Here is a 21,235-nt window from a genome sequence, read left to right on the forward strand (position 1 = left end):
TGTGGACGTTTGGTGCAGCTTTTTATTGTTATCTACAGTTTCATTGGTCGTACATAGCCGGTCATCTCCAGGTAGGCGTGTCCGGCCGGCTTGCCGTCGCGGCTCAGCGTTACCGCGCCTTCCCAGTACACGGCGCCGGTCGACCGGCGCGAATCGAGCTCCTGGTCGTCCTGCAAAGGCACGATGTCCCACACGGTGTTGCCGGTGGTGAGCTGGGTCGCAACGGGATACTCGGCATTGGTGCGGGGCGAACGCCACCGCCTTTGCGGGGTAAATTTGACCTGGTCCGGCGAGAACTGCGTGATCTTACCGGAAGCATCGCGCCATGTCGCGTGCGCCCATAGTGTAGCACCTGTCTTGCTGCGGACTTGGAAAGCCATCAACGCGCCGCCGTCGGCCAGGTTGGCGCCGATCCAGTCCCACCCGGTGGTGTCGGCGTCGAGGGAGTCGGTCGACCATTCGTGGTCCAGCCACGCGGTGCCGCTGACGGCCATGGGCTTGCCGGCGCGCGTGATGCTGCCGCTGACCTGCAACTGCGGCTCGCTGTAGTAATAGCTGCTGTTGTTGGGGCGCGGGCCTTTGCGCGAATAGCCATTCTGGCCCTGCAGCAGCACCGGTTGCGATGGTGCTAGTTTGATATCGAAGGCGAATTGCGGGGCATCGACGTGGATGGCGTAGCTGCCGTCGGCGGCGCGCACCATGTGCCAGTCTTCCAGCTTGACGTTGGTGTCGCCCTGCCTGGCGTAGGACAGGCCGAAGCCTTCGCGCGCGCTGCGCTGGTCGTGCAGCAGCTTGCCGTTGGCCGGGTCGGACAGGGCGGCGTGGCCGATGATCAGCTGCTTCGGCGCGAATTGGCTTGGATTGGCGCGGTCATGGCCGCTGCCGCTGCGGAAGAAGGTGACCTGGAAGCCGAGCGGCTTGCCGCCCGGCGTGTTGAGCCAGCCGGTGACGTACCACCATTCGGTTTTGTAGTCGGGATGCGCGCCGTAGTCTTTAGGGAAGGCGAGCGTGGCGCCGGACTGCAGCGGCATCACCGCCTGGTATTGCGGTCCGGCGGCGTGGGCGGCGGCCGACAGCAGCGAAAGCAGAATATACAGAAAACGTAACATCACCAGTCCTCCCTGACGGCGCGGATCGGCCCACCGGACAACGACTGGCGGCCGGCCAGCAGCGCGGTGAGCGCGGCGGCGGCCAGCAGCAGGCTGGCCACAGCGCCCAGCAGCGGCCAAGGCAAATGCAGCTGCATGGTCCAGTGGAACGATTGCGGATTGACGACGAATACCAAGATCAAACTGATCACCCATCCCAGCACAAAGCCGGTGGCGATGCCGAGCGCCGTCAGCGAGCCGCCTTCAATCGCCAATATCGCCAGCACCTGCCGGCGTGTGACGCCAACGTGGCGCAGCATGCCGAATTCCTTGGCCCGCGCCAGTGTCTGCGCCGAGAAGGTGGCTGCCACGCCAAACAGGCCGATGACGATGGCGATCGCCTCCAGCAGATAGGTGATGGCGAAACTGCGGTCGAATATCTTCATGCTCATGGCGCGGATCTCGGAGGGTTCGCTGGCGTCCAGCGTGGCGGCGAACGGCAGGCGCTTCAAGGCCGCGATGGTATCTTCGGCCTTGGCCTGCGGCTTGAGCGTCAGGGCGACGCCGCTGGCGTCGGTGTCGCCGGTGATGGCCCGGTAGTCGCTCAGCTGCATCTGGATGGTGCCGGTCGGCCGCGCGTAGTCGCGCCACACGCCGGCCACCTGGAAGGCATGCATCGCGCCGTTGAGCGGCAGTTCGATGCGTTGTCCGACCGCCATGCCGTACAAATCCACCATCGCTTCCGAAATCCACACCGGCTGTGCGCCACGCTGCGGCGCGCGCGCTTCGCCGACGATGGCCAATGTGCGGCCAGGATCGGCGGCGTCGACATTGCGCGCCATGAGTGTGACCGGCGGCCGCGCTGAAGCCAACGACACGGAGCGCGTGCGCAGGAAATCGGCGTGTGCCACGCCGGGCAATGCGGCCAGCGCCGCCTGTTCCTGCGGGCGCAGGCCGGCCGTCACGCCGCCGGTGGCGGTACCGACATAGATATCGGCCGGCAGGATGTGCAGCAGCCAGTCGTCCAGCGACACGCGGAAGCTGGCGACCATGATGGCCATCGCCACCATCAGGCTGAAACTCGACAGCACGCCGCCCAGCGCGATGCCGGCCTGGCTGGACGCATTGGCCAGCCGCGACAGGGTGAGCGTCATGACGGCCGAGGCGCCGGGCTTGTGTGCGGTGGCGGCGCTCCAGCGCCGGTGCGCGTAGCGAAATACGATGGAGGCCAGGCGCGGCATCAAGCCGATGGCGCCAATCAGCAGCAGTGCGATCGACAGATAGCCGAACAGCGGCAGCTCGAACACAGGCGGTGCTTGCGACAGCAGCGCGGCCAGCGCCATCAGCGCCAGTGGCGGCCAGGTACGCGACAGTCCCGATATCGCCGCCTCCTCGGTGCCCGACTTGAGCGCCACGGCCGGCTTGGCGCGCGCGGCGTCCAGCGCCGGGGCCGCGCAACCCAGCAACGCGACCGCTACGCCGAGCGCGAAGTAGACTGTGGCCGCCACCGGCGTGAAATGCACTTGCGGGCGCACGCCGGAGAAGAAGCCCGCGCCTAGGTCGGCGCCCATGAAATGCAGCGCGGCGGCGGCCATGCCGTAGCCGGCGGCGATGCCCAGCGCGGAACCGGCCACGCCCAGGCACAAGCCTTCGATCAGGATCTGGCGCAGCAGGTGGCGGCGGTCCATGCCCAGCACGCGCAGCAGTGCGAACTGGCTGCGGCGGCGGATCACCGACAGCGCCTGCGTGGAGAACACGAGGAAGGCGCCGGTAAACAGCGCCACCAGCGCGAGCACGGTGAGGTTGACGCGGTAGGCGCGGCTCATGCCTTCGTTGCGGTTGTTCTGTTCTTCGTCATTCGGCTGGTTGACGCGGAAGCGGCCGGGATACTGGCGTTGCAGGTCCTGTTGTAGTTGCGTCTTGAAGAAGTCGCGATTGACGCCGTCGCGCAGTTTGAGGTCGATGCGGGAGAGCTGGCCGAGTTTTTCGAAGCGCCATTGCGCGGCGCCGATGTCCATCACAGCGATGCGCTGGCCGGCGCGCGCGCCAGGCAGCGACCCGGCGATGCGCAGCGTCAGTGCACCGGTGCCGACTTGCAGCGTGACCATGTCGTCCTTCGGCTGCAGCCATTGTTGGGCGGCGGCAGAGAGGAACAGGGCGTCGTCGGCCAAGGTGTCTGCTATGCGGTCTTCGGCCGGCACGCCGATCAGGTCCGGCGCCACGAAGCCGGCGCGAAAGGCGTCGATGCCGATGATTTTCAGTGCGGTCTGCCGGCCTGGCACGGAGGCGTCGAATTCCAGCACGGGCGAGGCGACCACCACGCCTTCGCGCTGCGCCAGCGTCGGGTAGATGGCTTCGTCGAAAAACGGCTCGGTGCCGCGCACCTGGATATCGGCCACGCCGGACAGGCTTTTCACGGCCGCCGAGAACTCGTTGAAGGCCGCTGCGTTAATCAGGTGGATGGCAAAGCCGAGCGAGATGCCGACCGCGATGGCCGCTATCGCCACCAAAGCCCGCACCGGATGCGCGCGCCATTCGCCCAACAGCAGCCAGCGCGAAAGACGGCGCATCGATGCGGATGACATCAGCGCGGACACTCCAGCGCCATGGCTTCGCCGGCGCGGTGGGCGCGCAAGCGCGCTGGTTCGGTGGCTTGTCCAGTGGCGCGGCGGGCGTCTTCGTCGGCCCAGCGTTTCTTGAGTTTGAGCTGGTCGCACTTCTTGCGCTGCACGGCGGCGGTCTTGGCGGCGCTGGCCGCTTCGCGTTCTTCGCGTTCCTCCCGCTTCAGGCGCGCCTTTTCCAGCATATCGGCTTGCTTTTGCTGCTTGCGCAGCGCGGCGCCGGCCGCCGGATCGGGCGCCGGCGCGGCGGGCGTGGACAGCGTCGCCTCCTGCGTGCCGGTGGGGCACGGCGCATCGCTGTAACTGACCTTGCCGTCGGCCGTGCATTTGTAGACCGCGCCAACCAGCATCGCAACGATCAGGATATTCATCTCAACCTCGCTCATAGGACTTTACCGGGATTCATAATACCCAGCGGATCCAATGCCGCTTTGATGGCTCGCATCATGTTGAGTTCTACCGCCGATTTGTAGTGCGCCAGCTCATCGCGCTTCAAAGCGCCGATGCCATGTTCCGCCGAAATCGAGCCACCGAAGGCGACCACGCTGTCGTGCACAAGGCGGTTGACCTGTTCCTGGTTTGCGAGGAAGTCCTCGTTGGAGATCCCGGCCGGTGGCGCGACATTGAAGTGCAGGTTACCATCGCCCAGATGGCCGAAGCAGACCAACTGGCAGCCGGGGAAGGCCGACTCCAGCTGCGGCGCGGTCACGGCGATGAAGTCCGCGATGCGCGACACCGGCAGCGAAATATCATGCTTGATGTTCTTGCCAGCCTTGGCCTGTGCCAGCGGGATATGCTCGCGCAGCTGCCACAGGCGGGCCGATTGCGCCACCGAAGTCGCCACCACCGCATCGCCGATCACATGGCGCTCCAGCGCCGCGCCGATCGAACGTTCCAGCAGGCCGACCGCATGCGCTTCCGACTCGGAGCTGGACAATTCCAGCAAAACGAATTGGGTATGCGGCTCGCTGAACGGTTGCGCCAACTGCGGGAACTGCTGCGCCACCAGCTCCAGGCAGTAGCGCGACATCAGTTCGAAACCGGTCAGGCTGGAGCCACAATGATCCTGCATCAGCACCAGCAGCTGTTGCGCATGAGCGGGCGAGGGTAGCGCCGCCAGCGCAGTGATGCTGGCCTTGGGCTGCGGGTACAGCTTGAGCACCGCGCCGGTGATGATGCCCAGCGTGCCTTCCGCGCCGATGAACAGGTCGCGCAGATCGTAGCCGGTATTGTCCTTGCGCAGGCCGCGCAAGCCGCTCCAGATCTCGCCCTGCGGCGTGACGACCTCCAACCCCAAACACAGTTCGCGGGTATTCCCGTAACGCAGAACCGCCGTGCCGCCGGCATTGGTCGACAGGTTGCCGCCGATGGTGCAGCTGCCTTCGGCCGCCAGCGACAGGGGAAACAGGCAGTCCGCCGCAGCGGCGGCCTGCTGGATCTGTTGCAGGATGCAGCCGGCATCCACCGTCATGGTGCGGTTGACCGGATCGACTTGGCGCACGCTGTTCAGCCGCGCCAGCGACAGCACCACCTGCGCGCCGCTGGCATCGGGCACGCTGCCCAGCACCAGTCCCGTATTGCCGCCTTGCGGCACCAGCGCCACGCGGTGCTCGGCGCAAGCGCGCATTAATGTCGCCACTTCCTCCACCGAGCCGGGACGCAGCACCGCCAGCGCGCGGCCGGTAAAGCGTCCGCGCCAATCGGTGAGGAAGGGCGCCATGTCCGCCGCTGCGTCCAGCACATGGGCGGCGCCGACGACGCTGCGGCATTGCGTGAGAAAGTCCATTATTTGACCGTGTTAACCTTGACCTTGTCGAGCAACTCCTTGGCCAGCTTCCTGGCGGCGCGCTTGTACGGCCGCAGATACAGCACGGCGCACACGAAGTACACGCAGACCACCGCCGCCTCGCCCCAACCGAGCCATGCCGACAGGTTGCCGATGTCGCTCCAGCCGCGCACTACGCCTTCGGTGAAGTACAGCAGGATCATCATCGAGGTCCACTGCAGCGTGTAGATATCGCGCTTGTAGACGCCGTACAGCGGCAGCAGCAGCGGCGCGGCCTTCAGCACCAGCCACGAGCCGCCCGGCTTCAAGGGCGCCAGTACCATCTCCCACAGCACGCACAAGATAATCAGCGTCACCAGGCTGCCGATCGCGCCCCAGTGAAAATATTTTTGCATTGTGGTTTCCATGGCGCCTGTCCGTGCTTATGCGTTAAGTTTGACTGCGGTTTCCGCCAGCCGCTTGCCCAGGGCGATGGCCAGCCGCTTCTCGTCTTCGGTGAAGACCTTCTTGCCATCGAGGCCGGACCAGTGGCTGGCGCCGTAGGGCGTGCCGCCGCTGGCGGTGGTCATCAGTTCGGGATGGGTGTACGGCAGGCCAAGCACCATCAGGCCGTGATGGAACAGCGGGATCATCATCGACAGCAGCGTCGATTCCTGGCCGCCGTGCAGGCTGCCGGTGGAGGTGAATACGCAGGCCGGCTTGCCCGCCAGCGCGCCGGACAGCCATTGGCTGGCGGTGCCGTCCCAGAAATACTTCATGGCCGAGGCCATATTGCCGAAGCGGGTGGGCGAGCCGACCGCGATGCCGGCGCACTCGGTCAGGTCATCCAGCTCGACATATGGGGCGCCGTCGGCCGGCACGTCCGGCTCGGTGGCCTCGGCCACGCTGGACACGGCCGGCACGGTGCGCAGGCGCGCATCGCAGCCCGGCACACTTTCGATGCCCTGGGCGATCAGCTCGGCCAGTTTGCGCGTGGCGCCATGGCGCGAGTAAAACAGTACAAGAATAGTCAGAGAGTTCATCGGCGTTATTATAGGGTGCTTTAGCGGCTGGCATCATTGCCACTGTTGTAATACACGCTGTAACTGTAAGATATCGCCCATGATCGAAAAGTACATCCACTGGTTTATCCAATATATCTCCCGCAGCTGTAAAAGCGGCTGGGAGACGGCGCGGTCCCTGACCTGGCCCGAAGTGCGCGACCTGTTCCTGTTCGCCCATCGCCGCCTGCGCGAGGAGAGCCTGCCGCAGGTGGCCGGCAGCCTGACCTTCACCACCGTGTTTGCGATGGTGCCGCTGTTGACCATCGCGCTTGCCATCTTCACCACGTTTCCGCTGTTCGCCACCTTCCGCCAGTCGCTGGAAGCGTACTTCGTGTCGAGCGTGATGCCGAAGTCGGTGTCCAGCACGATCCTGAATTACCTTACCATGTTCGCCTCCAAGGCCTCGCGGCTGTCGGCGGTGGGCGCGGTCACGCTGACCTTCACCTCGATCGCGATGATGAGTCTCATCGAGCGCGTGTTCAACCGCATCTGGCGCGTGCGCGGCCAGCGCAGCCTGACCAAGCGGATACTGGTCTACTGGGCCTTGATCACGCTCGGCCCCTTGCTGATCGGCGTTTCGCTTACCTTGTCGTCGCAGGTGTTCATGGCCACCAGCGATTTGGTGGGCCATGTGCCGGTGCTCGGTGCGCTGATCTACACGGCGCTGTCGCTGGCGCTGACCACGGCCACTTTCACGCTGTTGTACGTGGCCGTGCCGAACCGCGACGTCGACTGGCGCGACGCGGCCTGGGGCGGCCTGGTGGCCGGCCTGGCGTTCGAGCTGGCCAAGCGCGGCTTCTCGGTCTTCATCACCCAGTTCCCGACGTACTCCAAGATCTACGGCGCGCTGGCGGCGGTGCCGCTGTTCCTGCTGTGGATCTACCTGTCATGGCTGATTACCCTGTTCGGCGCCTTGCTGGTGGCCGCGCTGCCGGTGGTGAAATACGAACGCTGGTGGCACGAGGCGCAGCCGGGCGGTGAATTCGTCGACGCCATGGCCATCCTCAAGGTGCTGCACGTGGCCTGCAAATGCGGCGACACGGCGCTGGTCAGCGCCGCCCAGATCCGCTCCCGCACGCGGCTGGGCTTCGATGAAATGGACAATCTGCTCGAGCGCATGATGGCCGAAGGCTGGGTGGGACGGGTGCCGGTGGCCGCGCCGCCGCGCGTCCAGTGGGGCAAGCGCGTGAGCGAGGGCGATCATTGGGTCATCCTCGCCAACGTCGACAAACTCACGCTGGCCGAGGTTTATCGCCTGTTCGTGTTCACCGGTGCGCCGGTCAACGCCGGCGTGATCGCCGATGGTGACGATGAGCGCGACCGGCAGGCCGCGCGCGAAGCGGCTTCGCTGGCGCGGGAAGTGGAAACCGCCGTCGAGTCGGGCCTGGGCAAGACCCTGGCCGACCATTTCGGCCCTATCGACTGTCGCTAGAGCCGATCATAAAGTTCAGCAGGTTGGCGTTGACCGCCTCCGGCTGCTCGGTCATCAGCGCGTGGCCGCTGGCCAGGGTGATGGTGTGGGCGTTGGCGATGCTGGTGCTCAGGTGCGAGGCCGATTTCGGCGGCGTCATCACATCGTTGGCGCCGAAGATGAACAGGGTGGGGCAGGCCACCAGCGAGGCTGCGGCGTCGCCGCCGGCATAGCTGTTGCAGGCCGCGAGATCGGTGTGGAGCAGCTGCTTGCCCGCCATGGTCAGCATCAGCTGGCGCAGCGCTTCGGTATCGGCATAGCCGGGACTGTGCGACCACTTGGTGACCATGTCGATGGCGCGCGCTTCGTCGCTGCGCGCCGTCTCCAGCAGAGCATCCGCCACTTTCATCGGATAGGTGGCGCCCAGCAGCGCCAGATGCGTGACGCGTTGCGGCGCCTTGGCCGCCGCCTCCAGCGCGATCAGGGCGCCCATGCTGTGGCCCACCAGCGCCGCTTGCGTTACCCCGGCCGTATCGAGCGTCGTCAGCACCCAGTCGGCCATGGCGGCGACGCTGTCCAGCGCGGGGCCGGGCGTGGCGCCGTGGCTCGGCAGGTCCAGCGCCAGCACCTCGTGCCCGTGTTCCGCGAACCAGCGGCTTTGGGCCGCCCAGACGCGATGGTCGTTGAGCGCACCGTGTATGAAAACCACCAGCATAACCGTCTCCTTTTTGTCCCCATCCTACCGCGAATCGTGGCTTGGCAACAGCACGACAACAATGTTATGTTTTGCTTATCCGTACCGCTGGCTTTTTTGCCGGGCATAGGCTACATTCGGTACAAGGCTAGAACAACTACAACTCCCATTCACAGCGCTTATATCAGCGGACAGGACGGCCCAAATGAAAGTCTCCGAAATTCTCCAGGTTAAAGGCTCTATCCTTTACACCATCTCCCCCGATCAACCGCTGGCGGACGCCGCCAACACCATGGCGGAAAAAGACATCGGCTCGCTGGTCGTCATGGAATTTGGCGATCTGGTCGGCATGCTGACCTTCCGTGAAGTGCTGCGCGCGCTGCACGAAAACCAAGGCAATGTCGGCGCCGGCACCGTGCGCAAGCACATGGAAGACCATCCGATCACCGTGACGCCCGACACCGACGTCAACGAAGTGCGCCGCATCATGCTGGAAAAGCACGCGCGCTACCTGCCGGTGATGAACGCCAAGACCATCCTCGGCGTGATCTCGTTCTACGACGTCGCCCGCGCCGTGCTGGAAGCGCAGAGCTTCGAGAACCGCATGCTGAAAGCCTACATCCGCGACTGGCCGGCCGAAGCCGAGCAGGCCGCGACTGATTAATTCCTCAGGGGAATTTAAAAAGGCCACGAGCGCTTGCGTTCGTGGCCTTTTTTGTTACGCGAACACCAGGTCCGCTGCCGAGAGGGTGGTGACGCCGGTCAACGTGACCAGCTGGGTCAGCTCTGCGGCGCTCACCCCGGCATCCGTGCCGTTAGACGTGAACAGGTAGAGCGTGGTGGTGGTGCCGCTGTGCAGCGCGAACAGGGCTTTGTCGCCCACGCCGTAGGCGCTGGCGGCCGAACCGATGGCCGTGGCTGCGGCGCCGGCGCTCATGGTCGCGATGTTCTGCGTCAGGATCACCAGTTCCGCATCGCTGGCGAAGCCGCCGGTGCTTGCCTGCACCACGGCGTTGTCCAGCGTCAGGTCGCCGTTGCCGATGCCGAACACGTCTTGGCTCAGCGACAGCTTGTCGCTGGCGCTGACGAAGTCGGTCACCGTATCCACGCCGACCTTGGAATCCAGCACGATGGTATCGGCGCCGTTGCCGCCGGTGATGGTGTCGTTGCCGTCGCCGCCGTTCAGCACATCGTCGCCGTCGCCGCCCAGCAGCTTGTCGTTGCCGGCGTTGCCAGTAAGCACGTCGTTGCCGCCCAGGCCGTTGAGGATGTCGTTGCCGCCACCGCCGGTGATGCTGTTGGCCAGGATGTTGCCGTTGCCGGTAAAGGTGGTGGCGCCGTTGAACACCAGGTCATCCACCTCGGACGACAGGCTGTAGCTGTTGATGCCCTTGACTGTGACCAGGTCGCGGCCGCCGCCGGCCAGTTCGGTGATGACGTCGCCGGTGTTGTCGACCACATAGCTGTCGTCGCCGCTGCCGCCGATCAGTTTGTCGGCGCCAGCGCCGCCGTCCAGTGTATCCGCGCCGGCCCCGCCGGAGAGCGTATTGGCGGCGCCGTTGCCGGTCAATACGTTGTCCAGGGCGTTGCCGGTGAGGTTGACGGCGATGCCGGCCGCCGCCGTCACGGTGGCGTTTTCCAGGTACTCGCCCAGGACGAACTCGCCGGCCTTGGTGTAGGCCACTTGCACAAAGTCGCTGCCAGCGCCGGCCTCTTCGACGATCACGTCGCCGCTTTGGTCGATGGTGTACGTGTCGTCGCCCAGGCCGCCCGCCATGGTGTCCGCGCCCGCGCCGCCGTTGATATTGTCGTTGCCGCTGGTGCCGGTCAGGTTGTCGCTGAGCGGGCTGGCGGAATTGGCGTTGACATCGGCCAGCGTCTTGCTGTCATCGGCAAAGATGAACTGCTCGACATTGCGTACCGTGATGCTTTCCTTCGTGACATTGTTGACCAGCACGGTGTCGGTCGCGCTGGAGCGGCTGCGCGCGTAGTCGCTGAAATTACCCAGCAGGGTCAGCGTATCGACGCCGTTGCCGCCGTCGGCCAGGTCGCTGCCGGTGCCCACGTCCAGCTGGTCGGCGCCTTCACCGCCGAGCAACGTGTCGTTACCGGCGCCGCCGGACAGAATGTCGTCGCCGCTCAGACCGCTCAGGCTATCGTTGCCGGCGCCGCCGGCGATGCTGTTGCCGAGGTCGTTGCCGCTGCCGGCGAATCCGCCGGCGCCGGTGAACAACAGGTCTTCCACGTTGGCGGTCAGCGTGTACTTCGCCAAGGTCGTTTCCACCCGGTCCTGGCCTTGGCCGGCCAGTTCGGTGATGAGGTCGCCGGCGTTGTCCACCAAGTAGAGATCGTCGTCGAGGCCGCCCAGCAGTTTGTCGGCGCCCGCGCCGCCGTCGAGCGTGTCGTTGCCCGCGCCGCCGGTCAAGGTGTTGGCGGCGCCGTTACCGGTCAGCAGGTTGTCCAGCGCGTTGCCGCTCAGGTTGACGGCGATGCCGGCCGCTGCCGTCACCGTCGCGTTCTCGACGTTGTCGCCCAGCGCGAAGGTGTCGGCCTTGGTATAGGCCACCAGCACCAGATCCAGGCCGCCGTCAGCCAGTTCGATGACCCGGTCGCCACTCTGATCCACCGTGTATTTGTCATCGCCCAGGCCGCCGGACATCTGGTCGGCGCCGCTCCCGCCGATGAGGTGGTCGTCGCCGTCCGAGCCGAACAGGCTGTCGTCGCCGAGGCTGGCGATGTTGTAGATCATATCGGCCAGCGGCTTGTCGCCGTCGATAAACCGGAACATTTCCACGCCGCGCACGGTGATGCTTTCCTTGGTGATGGCGTTGGTCAGCACCAGGTCGGTCGCGTTGGGACGGCTGCGCATGTAGTCGCTGAAGTTGCCCAGCAAGGTGAGGGTGTCGCGGCCGGTGCCACCGTCGATCAGGTCGACGCCGCCGTTGCCGCCCAGGGTGTCGTCGCCGGCCAGGCCGCTCAAGGTGTCGTTGCCGGCGCCGCCGCCGAGGTTGTTGCCCAGCTCATTGCCCGTGCCGCTGAAGGCCATGCTGCCGGCATACTGCAGATGCTCGACGTTGGCGCCCAGCGTGTATTTCACCAGCGTGGTCTCGACCCGGTCGGCGCCCTGGCCGGCCAGCTCGGTGATCACGTCGCCGGTGTTGTCCACTTTGTAGGTATCGTTACCGAGGCCGCCTATCAATTTATCGGCGCCGGCGCCGCCATCCAACGTATCGTTGCCGAGGCCGCCGGTCAGGGTGTTGACGGCGGCGTTGCCGGTCAGTGCATTGTCGAGCGCATTGCCGGTCAGGTTGACGGCGATCATGGCGGCCGCCGTGACGGTGGCGTGCTCCAGGTTGGCCGCCAGGGTGTAGGTGGCGGCCTTGGTCAAGCCGATTTTCGCCAGATCATCGCCGCCATTTTCGGCTTCCACGATGACGTCGTTGGCGTCGTCCACCAGGTAGGTGTCGTTGCCGTCGCCCCCGCTCATGTTGTCGGCACCCAGCCCGCCGTCCATCAGGTCGTCGCCGCTGCCGCCGCGCATGAAGTCGTTGCCCACGCTCTTGATGTTGAGCTGCACGTCTTGCATCGACATCAGCGTGCCGTTGAAATTGACGAATTCCACCCCGCGCAACGTCAGGCTCTCGCCGCTGGCGGCGTCGACCAGCACGGTGTCGGTGGCGTTCGGGCGGGTCACGGTGTAGGCGCTGAAGTCGGCCAGCGCGATGGCGGTGTCGCTGCCGGCGCCGCCATCCAGGAGGTTGGCGCCGATGCCGCCGTCGAGCAGGTCGTCGCCATCGCCGCCCAGCAACGAGTCATTGCCGACACCCCCGGACAGCGTGTCGTTGCCGGCCAGGCCGGACAGGGTGTCGGCGCCGAGGCCGCCTTCAATCCGGTTGGCCAGCGCGTTGCCGGTGGCGTTGAAAACGCCATTGCCGGGGCCGGACAGGTTTTCCACGTTGGCCGCCAGCGTGTAGGTCGACAGCGTGGTGCGCACGCTGTCGATGCCTTCGTTGAGGCCTTCGACGATGGTGTCGCCCGCGTTGTCGACGCGGTATTCATCGTCGCCGACGCCGCCGATCAGTTGGTCCGCGCCCGCGCCGCCGTCGAGCGTGTCGTTGCCGGCGCCGCCGCTCAGGATGTTGGCGGCGGCGTTGCCGGTGATCTGGTTGGCCAGTTCATTGCCCGTGACGTTCACGGCCACCGTGGCGGCCGCCGTCACCAGCGCGTTTTCCACGTTGCCGGCCAGGGCGTAAGCGGCGGCGCTCTTGAATGCCAGCTCGACCGTGTCCATGCCTTCGCCGGCCACTTCCTTGACCGTGTCCTTGACGTTGTCGATCACGTAGCGGTCGTTGCCGGCGCCGCCGGTCATGACATCGGCGCCGGCCAGGCCGTCGATGCTGTCGTCGCCGTCGGTGCCGTTCAGGTAGTCGTCGCCGTCGCTGATCTGGTTCAGCAACAGCGTCGCGATGTCGCACGTTGCGTCGGCGAACACCACGGTTTCTATGCCCTTGAGGCTGACGATCTCGCCGCGGATGCTGTTGCTCAGGGTGACCACGCCATTCACGCGCGAGAGCGTGTAGTGGTCGATCTGGCCGGCCAGCTGCACAGTGTCATCGCCGTCGCCGCCGTCGATGGTATCGGCGCCACCGCCACCTGTCAGGGTGTCGTTGCCGGCGCCGCCGACCAGCAGGTCATTGCCGCTGGCGCCGCTGATGCGGTTGGCAAGGTCGTTGCCGGTGCCGGCGAAGCCGCTGCCACCGGTGTAGCGCAGATGCTCAACGCCGCTGGTCAGCGCATATTTCGCCAGCGTGGTTTCCACCGTGTCCATGCCTTCGCCGGCCAGTTCGGTGACCGTGTCGCCGGCGTTGTCGACCAGATACAGGTCGTCGCCTTTGCCGCCGGCCAGCTTGTCGGCGGCGGCGCCACCGTCGAGCGTGTCGTTGCCGGCACCGCCGTTGAGGACGTTGGCGACGCCATTGCCGCCGAGGTAGTTGTTGAGTTCGTTGCCGGTCAGGCTGCCGGCTCCCGCCGTGGTTGTCAGGACGGCCGTTTCGACGTTGGCCGCCAGGGTGTAGGCCGCGTTGGCGTAGGTCACCTGTACCGTGTCGTTGCCGCCATTGTCCGCTTCCACAACGCGGTCGCCGGCGCCGCGCACGAAGTAGACGTCGTCGCCGCCCAGTCCGGTCAGGATGTCGCTGCCGCCGTTGCCGTCGAAGGTGTCGTTGCCGGCGCCGCCGGTGAGCAGGTTGCCGCCGGCGTTGCCTGTTGCGTAAAAATCGCGATCACCGGTGTATTGCAGGGCTTCGAGGTTGGCCGCCAGCGTGTAGCCGTCTCGCGCGGTTCGTACGGTGTCCATGCCGCCATTGGCCAGCTCGGTGATGGTGACGTTGCCCTCATCGAGGAGGTAGAGGTCGTCGCCGGCGCCGCCGATCAGGGTGTCGTCGCCGCCGCCGCTGGCCAGGGTGTCATCGCCGGCACCCGCCTCGATCCGGTTGGCCTCGTAGTCGCCCTCGAGCAGATCGCTGCCGAGCGTGCCGTACAGGTCGCCGCGCCAATCGGCTACCAGCGATCTGCCGGCAAAGTTGGCGCTCGTGACGTCGCCAACCTTGATGTTATCCAGCGTCAGCACAGTGCGCAGCGCGTAGTCGCTGCCGCTGCCATCGATGTCCAGCTGTACCAGCACGTTCGCGCCTTGCTGGACCAGCTTGAGATAGCCCGCTTTGATGGGGTCGAGCAGCGCCAAGGGGGTGACGTCGAACGCTTGCAGCGCATCGGTCAAGGCCAGTTTGTCGCCGCCGGCGCCGGTGGCAAAGTCGTTGATGTGAATATTGGCGCCCGCCGTCATGCCATCGATGCTGTAGCTGTCGGTGTCGGCGCCGCCGCTGAAATTGAACCGCAGACTGCCTGTATAGCCGCCTTTAATCAGGACGAGATCGTTGCCGTCACCGCCATCGAAGCGTACGTTGCCGCTATAGTTCGCGCTGGCGAACACCCATAGCGTGTCATTGCCGGCGCCGCCCACGAGGAGTTGGTTGCCGCCGCCGCCCACGGTGAAGTCATCGTCGCCGTCCCCGCCCTCGGCACTGTTGTTTCCTTCGCCGACGAGGAAGCTGTCGTTTCCTGCGCCGCCGGACAACTGGTTGTTGCCAGCGCCGCCGTCGAGATAGTCATGGCCGCTGGCGCCGGTCAAGGTGTCGTTACCGTTGCCGCCGTGAAGCACGCTGCCGCTCTGCTCCGGGCTGGTCCCACCGGCCACCAGCAAGTCATCGCCGTCCTGGCCGTTCAAGATGTCGTTGCCGCCGTTGCCATGGATGGTATCGTTGAAGTAACCGCCCGTGATGGTCTCGCCAGCCGTGGTGCCTTCCAACAGCACGCCCGGCACGATAGGTCCCTTGGGATTGGCGCCCACCATGTTTTGCGCCGTCAGGTCGGATAAGTTGACGTTACGCATTAGTACAGCCATGTAGCCGTCGCTTGGTCCGCGGAACAAGTTGAATTCCAGCCGCACGTCGGCACCGCTCTGCACCAAGCGCAGGTAGCCAAGCTCCGGATCGAGCGGATTGCCGCCGGTGTAGCCGAAGCCGGCCGCTATGCTCATCAACAGGGTGACGTCGAGCACGTCGCCGCCATCCCCGGCGGTGAAGTCGCTGATTTCGAAGTAGGCACCGCTGTTGAAGTACAGGCTTCCGAATACCGAATAAGTGTCGCGGCCGGCGCCGCCGGTAAGCACCGCGTTGACGCCGGTGCCGCCCAAGTACACCATGAAGTTGTCGTTGCCGCCATCGCCCTGGGCGTGACTTACGCGCCCGTTATCAAATTGCGACAGTTCAAAATAGTCGTCGCCGGCGCCGCCTTCCAAGGTCTCGTTCCCCTTGCCGGTGCTGCTATAGAGCGTGTCGTTGCCGGCGCCGCCCTGCAACAGGTCGCGGCCGCTATCACCGCGCAGTACGTCGTTGCCGGCGCCGCCGATCAAGGTGTCGTTGCCACTGCCGCCGCTCAAGGTATCGCCGTCCGTTCCGGCTTGCAGCAGGTCGTCGCCGCCGTTCCCGTACAGGTGATTTTTGCCGGACAATGCCACCAACGTGTCATTGAAGACACCGCCGGTAAGGTCCACATCAGACGCGACGGCGTGCTGGGCGGCGGAACTGATGGCGTTGCCATCCGGACGGAGGCCGTTGACGAAGTTGTCGGCGCCGAGGCTGCTTGCCAGCACGTTTTTCAGCGTCAGCACCGTGACGAAGGGATAACTGGCGTCGGCTTCGCCGAGATAGCGGATCTGCACCAGCGTATCGGCGCCGCTTTGCTGCAGGCGCAGGAAGCTGTTGCCGCTGGCGAAAGGATTACCGCCGTCAAACGCGGTCAGATTGCGGAGGATGGGCACCAGGTCAATTTGGTCGCCGCCGGCGCCTGGCGTGAAGTCGTTGACGGTCAGGTTGAATTTTCGGCCGTTGGGGTAGTTCATGCTATACCCGTCGCCGCCAGGCTGGTAGACGTCGCTACCGGCGCCACCGCTGACCAGGGCCAGGCCCGTGGTGCCGGCGTTGTACACAAACAGGTCGTTACCGTCGCCGCCTTCCAGGGTATCCTGGTCTGTCCCGGCGTCGCTGCCGATGACAAAGCGGTCACCGCCTGCGCCGCCTTGCAGTAGATCGTTGCCGGCTCCGCCCTCCAGGGTGTCGTCGCCGTCGTCGCCGGTCAGTTGATCGTTGCCGTCGCCGCCGCGCAGGTCGTCGTTGGCGCTGCCGCCATGCAGGGTGTCGTGGCCGCTCCCGCCGTCGAGTAGGTCGCCGCGTCTGTCAGGGTCGCCGCTGCCGCCTTGCAGCAGGTCGTTGCCGCCGCCGCCATACAGGAAGTTGGCGCCGCTGGTGGCGGTCAACGTGTCATCGAAGTTGCCACCGAGTAGCGTCGTTTGAGTATCGCTGGTCGTCAGGCTGATGCCGACGATGCCCGAGCCATCGGGCTTGAGGCCCCCGACAAAGTTGTCGGGGGTCAGGCTGGCCTTGTCGACATTGTTCAGCGTCAGCACCGTCTGGTAGACGCTGTTGGGGTAAGCTGCGCCGCCGGCGCTGATTTGCAGCACCGTGTTGGCGCCCACCTGCTGCAGCCGCGCATAGGCCAGCTCGGCGCTGAATGGATTGCCGCCTTTGTAGGTGGTGCTGTAGCTCAGGATTTGACCCAGATCGATCTGGTCGCCGCCGGCGCCGACCGCGAAGTCCGTGACCCACATGTTCAGCGCGCCGAGGCCGGCAGAGGCCGTGCCGTTGGGCTGGTAGATATCGCGTCCGGCGCCGCCGGTGGCGATGCTACTGGGATCGCCGGTTTTGCTGTAGATGAAGGTGTCGTCGCCGTCACCGCCGTCCAGGTAATCGAGGCCGCCGCCGGAGGTGGTCAGGGTATCGTTGCCGGCGCCGCCTTGCAGCGTGTCATTGCCGTCGCCGCCGTCGAGCTGGTCGTTTCCGCCGCCGCCGCTGAGGACGTCATTGCCGCTACCGCCGCTGAGGCGGTCCGCGGCCGCCGCGCCGTTCAGGGTGTCGTTGCCGCTGCCACCGTAAAGGCCGTCACCCATGCCCTGGGCGTTGCCGGCCCCCGCTTGCAGCAAGTCGTCGCCGCCGAAGCCGTTCAGGTAGTGGACGCCGGATGCGGCGCTCAGCTGATCGTTGAAACTGGTGCCATTCAGGTCGCGCTCGGTGGCCGTGGCCACTACGCCGATGACCGGCGAGCCGTCGGTTTTCAGGCCGCCGACGAAATTATCAGCGGTAAGGGTGCTGGCCGCCGTGTTTTTCAGCGTCAGCACGGTGACGAAGCCGGCGGCGCTGCCGGCGCCGTCGCGGTCGAGCTGGATCTTGGCGTCGGCGCCGTCCTGGACCACACGCAGGAAGCCGTTGGCGGCGCTGAAGGGGTTGCCGTCGTTGTACTTGGTGCTGCGCGACAGTTGCGACATCATGTCGATCAGGTCGCCGTTCGGGCCGGCCGCGAAATCCAGGACAGTGAGTGCGGCCGGCAGATCGTAGCTCGCATCGGGGCGATAGGTATCGCGGCCGCTGCCGCCGGTGGCTTGCGCTGCCGTCGAGCCGGAGTAAATGATCAGATCGTCGCCGGCGTCGCCGAACAGCGAGTCGTCGCCGCCGTTGTTGTGGTACAGGCGGTCATTGCCGTCGCCCCCGTGCAGCAGGTTGGCGCCGCCCCAGTCGCTCAGCACATCGTTGCCGGCGCCGCCGTTGAGGGTGTCGTCGCCATAGCCGCCTTCCAACTGCTCGTTGCCGGCGCCGCCATTGATGACATCGTCGCCACCTTGGCCATACAGAAAATTGTCGAACCCATTGCCGTTGATGGTGTCATTGAACGCAGCGCCGTAGTAGCTGTGCGCGTAGCTGTCGTCTGCAGTGATGATGTCGCCGGCGATGGCCGCGCCGTCGGGGCCCCAGGCGCCGACAAAATTCGCGCTGGTCAAGTCGCTGGCGGTGACGTTTTTCAGGATAAAAATGGTCTGCGGGGGGCCGCTGTAATACGACAGGCCGCGCACCTCGGTGTCATTGCCAACCTGTACCAGCTTGAGTTGCCCATTGGCAAATGGATTGCCGCCGTGGTAACCGTTGTAGTCGCTTGGGGTGACGCGATAGATATTGCGCAGATCGAAACGGTCGCCGCCGGCCCCGGCCGTGAAATCGGTGATCGTCATGGCGATATAGCTGGCGCCGAAGCCGACTGCGTAGGTGTCGATGCCGGTGCCGCCGGTCACTTCGGGCGGCTTGACCATCGCCCACTGCATGAAACTGAGGTTAATCGTGTCGTCGCCGGCCCCGGCGTCAATTTTGACTGCGGTGCTGCCTGGAAGATTGGCAGCGTAATTGTAGTTCAAATTGAAGGTGTCGTTGCCGTTGCCACCAATCAGGGTATCAAGGCCGCTGTCGTCGTTGATGTTGAAAACGTCTTTGCCATCGCCACCGTCCAGCAGGTCGTTGCCGGCGCCGCCGTCCAGGGTGTCATCGCCAGCCTTGCCGTTGATGGTGTCGTTGCCGCTGCTGCCGACCAAACTGTCGTTGCCGGATGTTCCTTGATAAATACCCACAGATCTTATCCTAAGATTACAAATGTAAAGAAGGATAACATGCAACTAGTGTAGTCATTCTATCAATTTCTCACTTTTTGTTACAAATGTGAGGATACACTCTACAAATGAAAAAGCCGCGACGTGCGCGGCTTTTTAACGGCGGGAGAGGGGGTTACGCCGCGCCCTCCAGCGCATCGTTGCTGAGCCAGCCATTCAGCGCGCTGGCCGTCATCGGGCGGGCGAACAGGAAGCCTTGGGCCAGCGGGCAGCCCAGCGCTTGCAGGATCTGCGCCTGGCGCTCGTCCTCCACGCCTTCGGCGATCACCGCCAAGCCCAGGTTGCGGCCCAGCTGGATCACCATTTCGGCGATGCTGCTGCCGCGCGCCGAGCCGGTGATTTCGGTGACGAAGGCGCGGTCGATCTTGAGGCGGTCGATCTGCAGCCGCTGCAGGTAGGACAGCGACGAGAAGCCGGTGCCGAAGTCGTCGATGGCGATGCTGACGCCGGTCTGCTTGATCTGCCCCAGCATCTTGATCAGCATGTCCGGCTCTTCCATGGCCATCGATTCGGTAATCTCCAGTTCGATGTTCTGCGGCGGCGCGCCGGTGTCTTCCAGCGCTTTGCGCAGCGTGTCGAGGAAGTGCGGGTGGCGGAACTGCACCTGCGAGACGTTGATCGACATCATGAAGTCGTGGTGGCCGGCCTTGCGCAGGTCGACCAGCTCGCGGCAGGCGGTGCGCATCACCCATTCGCCGAGGTCGATGATCAGGCCCGAATATTCGGCGATCGGGATGAAGCGGTCGGGCGAGATGAACTTGCCGTCCGGCGTCTGCCAGCGCAGCAGCGCCTCGGCGCCCATCGGCCGGCGCGTGGCCAGGTCGATCTGCGGCTGGTACACCACGAACAGCTGGTTCTGCCCGAACGCCGTGCGCAGCGCATGCATCATGCGCACCCGTTCGCGGATCTCCACGCCCATCGAGCGCGAGAAGTAGAAGTGGCCGGCGCGCTGCTGGGTCTTGGCGCGTTTGAGGGCGATGTCGGCATCTTTCAGCGCGTCGGCGCCGCTGCCTTCGTGCTCGCACAGGCGCACCAGGCCCAGCGTCGCCGACAGCTGCACGTCCTGGCCGTCGATGCTGAACGGGCGCTGGAATAGCGCCAGGATATTGCCTGGATTGACCTGCGACGAGTCGCCCAGCACACAGAAAATATCGCCGCCGATGCGGGCCACGGTCAGCTGGCCGCCCAGCTCGGTTTGCAGGCGGCCGGCGACCGACACCAGCAGCGTGTCGCCGAACTGGTGGCCGAGCGCGTCGTTGGTTTCGGCAAAGTGGTCGAGGTCGACCAGCGACAGGGTGGCGTCTTCGCGCGCCGGACCGGACAGCGTGGCGTCGAGGATCTCCACCAGGCGGGTGCGGTTGGGCAGCTTGGACAGCTGGTCGTAGAACGCCGCGTTGTGCAGGTGGGAGACCAGTTCGACGTTGTCCAGCCCGACCGCGACGTTGCTGCAGAAAACCTCCAGCAGGCGCTCGTCGATCTCGGTGGTGGCGCGCTTGAGTTCGAGGAAGGCGACGAAATCGCGGCTGGCCTTCCCGGCGAAGTAGAGCGTAGTGTAGTCCGGGCCGTAGACGTTGCGGCGCTGCGCCAGCGCCTGTTCCAGCGCCTCGTGGATGCGCTGGTCTTCGCGCACGGTCAGGGTGATGTTGTCGAGGTGGCGGTAGGTGCCGGCGGTGGCCATCACCATCAGTTCGTGGCAGCCGTCGGCCGGGCATTCCTGCACGCACAGCACGCCGTTGGCCTCCTGGCCCAGCAGGTCGGCGATCTGGGTCAGCACGCCGGCGGCGAAATTCTGCACGCCGTGCAAGGTCATCAGCTGGGTGCTGGCCTGGACGATCTGGTTCAGGCCGCGCCGGCTGTCGTTGATCTTGCGGATCTGCTCGTAGGAGCGGATGGCCGAGGTCACCGTGGTGAACAGCTTGATGCGGGTCAGCTCGGACTTGGTCTTGTAGTCGTTGATGTCGAAGTCGCGGATGGCGTCGATTTCCGGCGCATAGCCGGGCTGGCCGGTGCGCAGGATGATGCGCACGTCGTGCAGCTTCAGCGTTTCGCGGATGTAGCGCACCAGGTGCAGGCCGGCGTCATCCTGTTCCATGACGACGTCGAGCAGGATGACGGCGATCTCCGTCTCATGCTTGAGCAGTTCGCGCGCCTGGCCGGCCGAATACGCATGCACGAATTCGAGCGGGCGGTGCTGCATGTCGAGGTTGCCGAGCGCGAACGTGGTGGTCGAGTGGACGTCTTCATCGTCGTCGATGATCATGACCCGCCACACATTGCGCGTGCGCGTCGCCGCAGGCGTCGCCGGATGCTCTTCTAAGAATACCAAATCGTCTTGATCATCCTTGGATAGCTCAAGGGGTGTGACCGGTGGGGGCATGTGTAGCTTCTCCAGATTACTCGGTGTTCTTGCGTTTAAGTATATAGCGAATTGTCAAAAGGAATGCACTTTTCCACTGCTTTCAGCCGCCTTGCCGCAAACTTGTA

At 65.2% G+C, this 21,235-nt stretch carries 11 protein-coding genes; 2 read left to right on the forward strand and 9 right to left on the reverse strand.

Translation table 11 applies throughout. The features are described from left to right. Positions 1–32: 32 nt before the first annotated feature. Genes ACXZ1M_RS26760 through wrbA form a run of 6 tightly spaced genes read right to left on the reverse strand, consistent with a single transcriptional unit; the run spans position 33 to position 6,517 of the window. Positions 33–1,109, reverse strand: coding sequence for a lipocalin-like domain-containing protein (locus ACXZ1M_RS26760; RefSeq protein ID WP_459050634.1), 1,077 nt, complete (start codon positions 1,107–1,109; stop codon positions 33–35). Continuing rightward, on the reverse strand, positions 1,109–3,673 hold the full coding sequence (locus ACXZ1M_RS26765) for an ABC transporter permease (RefSeq protein WP_459050635.1): 2,565 nt from the start codon (positions 3,671–3,673) through the stop codon (positions 1,109–1,111). The genes ACXZ1M_RS26760 and ACXZ1M_RS26765 overlap by 1 nt, the downstream gene beginning before the upstream one ends. Next, entirely contained in the window at positions 3,673–4,080 is a 408-nt protein-coding gene (locus ACXZ1M_RS26770; protein ID WP_459050636.1) for a DUF4124 domain-containing protein, read from the reverse strand. Before ACXZ1M_RS26770 ends, ACXZ1M_RS26765 begins: the two co-directional genes overlap by 1 nt. A gap of 11 nt (positions 4,081–4,091) precedes the next feature. Beyond that, positions 4,092–5,495: an FAD-binding oxidoreductase gene (locus ACXZ1M_RS26775; protein ID WP_459050637.1), complete on the reverse strand. Its 1,404-nt coding sequence runs from the start codon at positions 5,493–5,495 to the stop codon at positions 4,092–4,094. Beyond that, the gene (locus ACXZ1M_RS26780; protein ID WP_459050638.1) at positions 5,495–5,902 is read right to left on the reverse strand and encodes a DUF2069 domain-containing protein; all 408 of its coding nucleotides are present in this window, start codon (positions 5,900–5,902) and stop codon (positions 5,495–5,497) included. The genes ACXZ1M_RS26775 and ACXZ1M_RS26780 overlap by 1 nt, the downstream gene beginning before the upstream one ends. Before the next feature lie 15 nt (positions 5,903–5,917). After that, complete coding sequence (wrbA, locus tag ACXZ1M_RS26785; protein ID WP_459050639.1) at positions 5,918–6,517, reverse strand: NAD(P)H:quinone oxidoreductase; 600 nt, start codon at positions 6,515–6,517, stop codon at positions 5,918–5,920. A 79-nt stretch (positions 6,518–6,596) separates the two neighbouring features. Between wrbA and ACXZ1M_RS26790 the strand changes: the two genes are divergently transcribed. After that, complete coding sequence (locus ACXZ1M_RS26790; protein ID WP_459050640.1) at positions 6,597–7,970, forward strand: YihY family inner membrane protein; 1,374 nt, start codon at positions 6,597–6,599, stop codon at positions 7,968–7,970. Here ACXZ1M_RS26790 and ACXZ1M_RS26795 read toward each other — a convergent pair. Next, positions 7,954–8,664 carry an alpha/beta fold hydrolase gene (locus tag ACXZ1M_RS26795; RefSeq protein WP_459050641.1) on the reverse strand — a complete coding sequence of 237 codons (711 nt, stop codon included), beginning with the start codon at positions 8,662–8,664 and terminating at the stop codon, positions 7,954–7,956. The two genes, ACXZ1M_RS26790 and ACXZ1M_RS26795, sit on opposite strands and share 17 nt — an antisense overlap. A 184-nt stretch (positions 8,665–8,848) precedes the next feature. Between ACXZ1M_RS26795 and ACXZ1M_RS26800 the strand changes: the two genes are divergently transcribed. Next, positions 8,849–9,307 carry a CBS domain-containing protein gene (locus ACXZ1M_RS26800; RefSeq protein ID WP_459050642.1) on the forward strand — a complete coding sequence of 153 codons (459 nt, stop codon included), beginning with the start codon at positions 8,849–8,851 and terminating at the stop codon, positions 9,305–9,307. A 54-nt stretch (positions 9,308–9,361) separates the two neighbouring features. Here ACXZ1M_RS26800 and ACXZ1M_RS26805 read toward each other — a convergent pair whose 3' ends face one another. Beyond that, positions 9,362–18,712: a type I secretion C-terminal target domain-containing protein gene (locus tag ACXZ1M_RS26805; protein WP_459050643.1), complete on the reverse strand. Its 9,351-nt coding sequence runs from the start codon at positions 18,710–18,712 to the stop codon at positions 9,362–9,364. Between the two features lie 154 nt (positions 18,713–18,866). Further along, complete coding sequence (locus tag ACXZ1M_RS26810) at positions 18,867–21,128, reverse strand: putative bifunctional diguanylate cyclase/phosphodiesterase (RefSeq protein ID WP_459050644.1); 2,262 nt, start codon at positions 21,126–21,128, stop codon at positions 18,867–18,869. Between the last annotated feature and the right edge of the window lie 107 nt (positions 21,129–21,235).

It is taken from the genome of Duganella paludis (assembly GCF_054461335.1).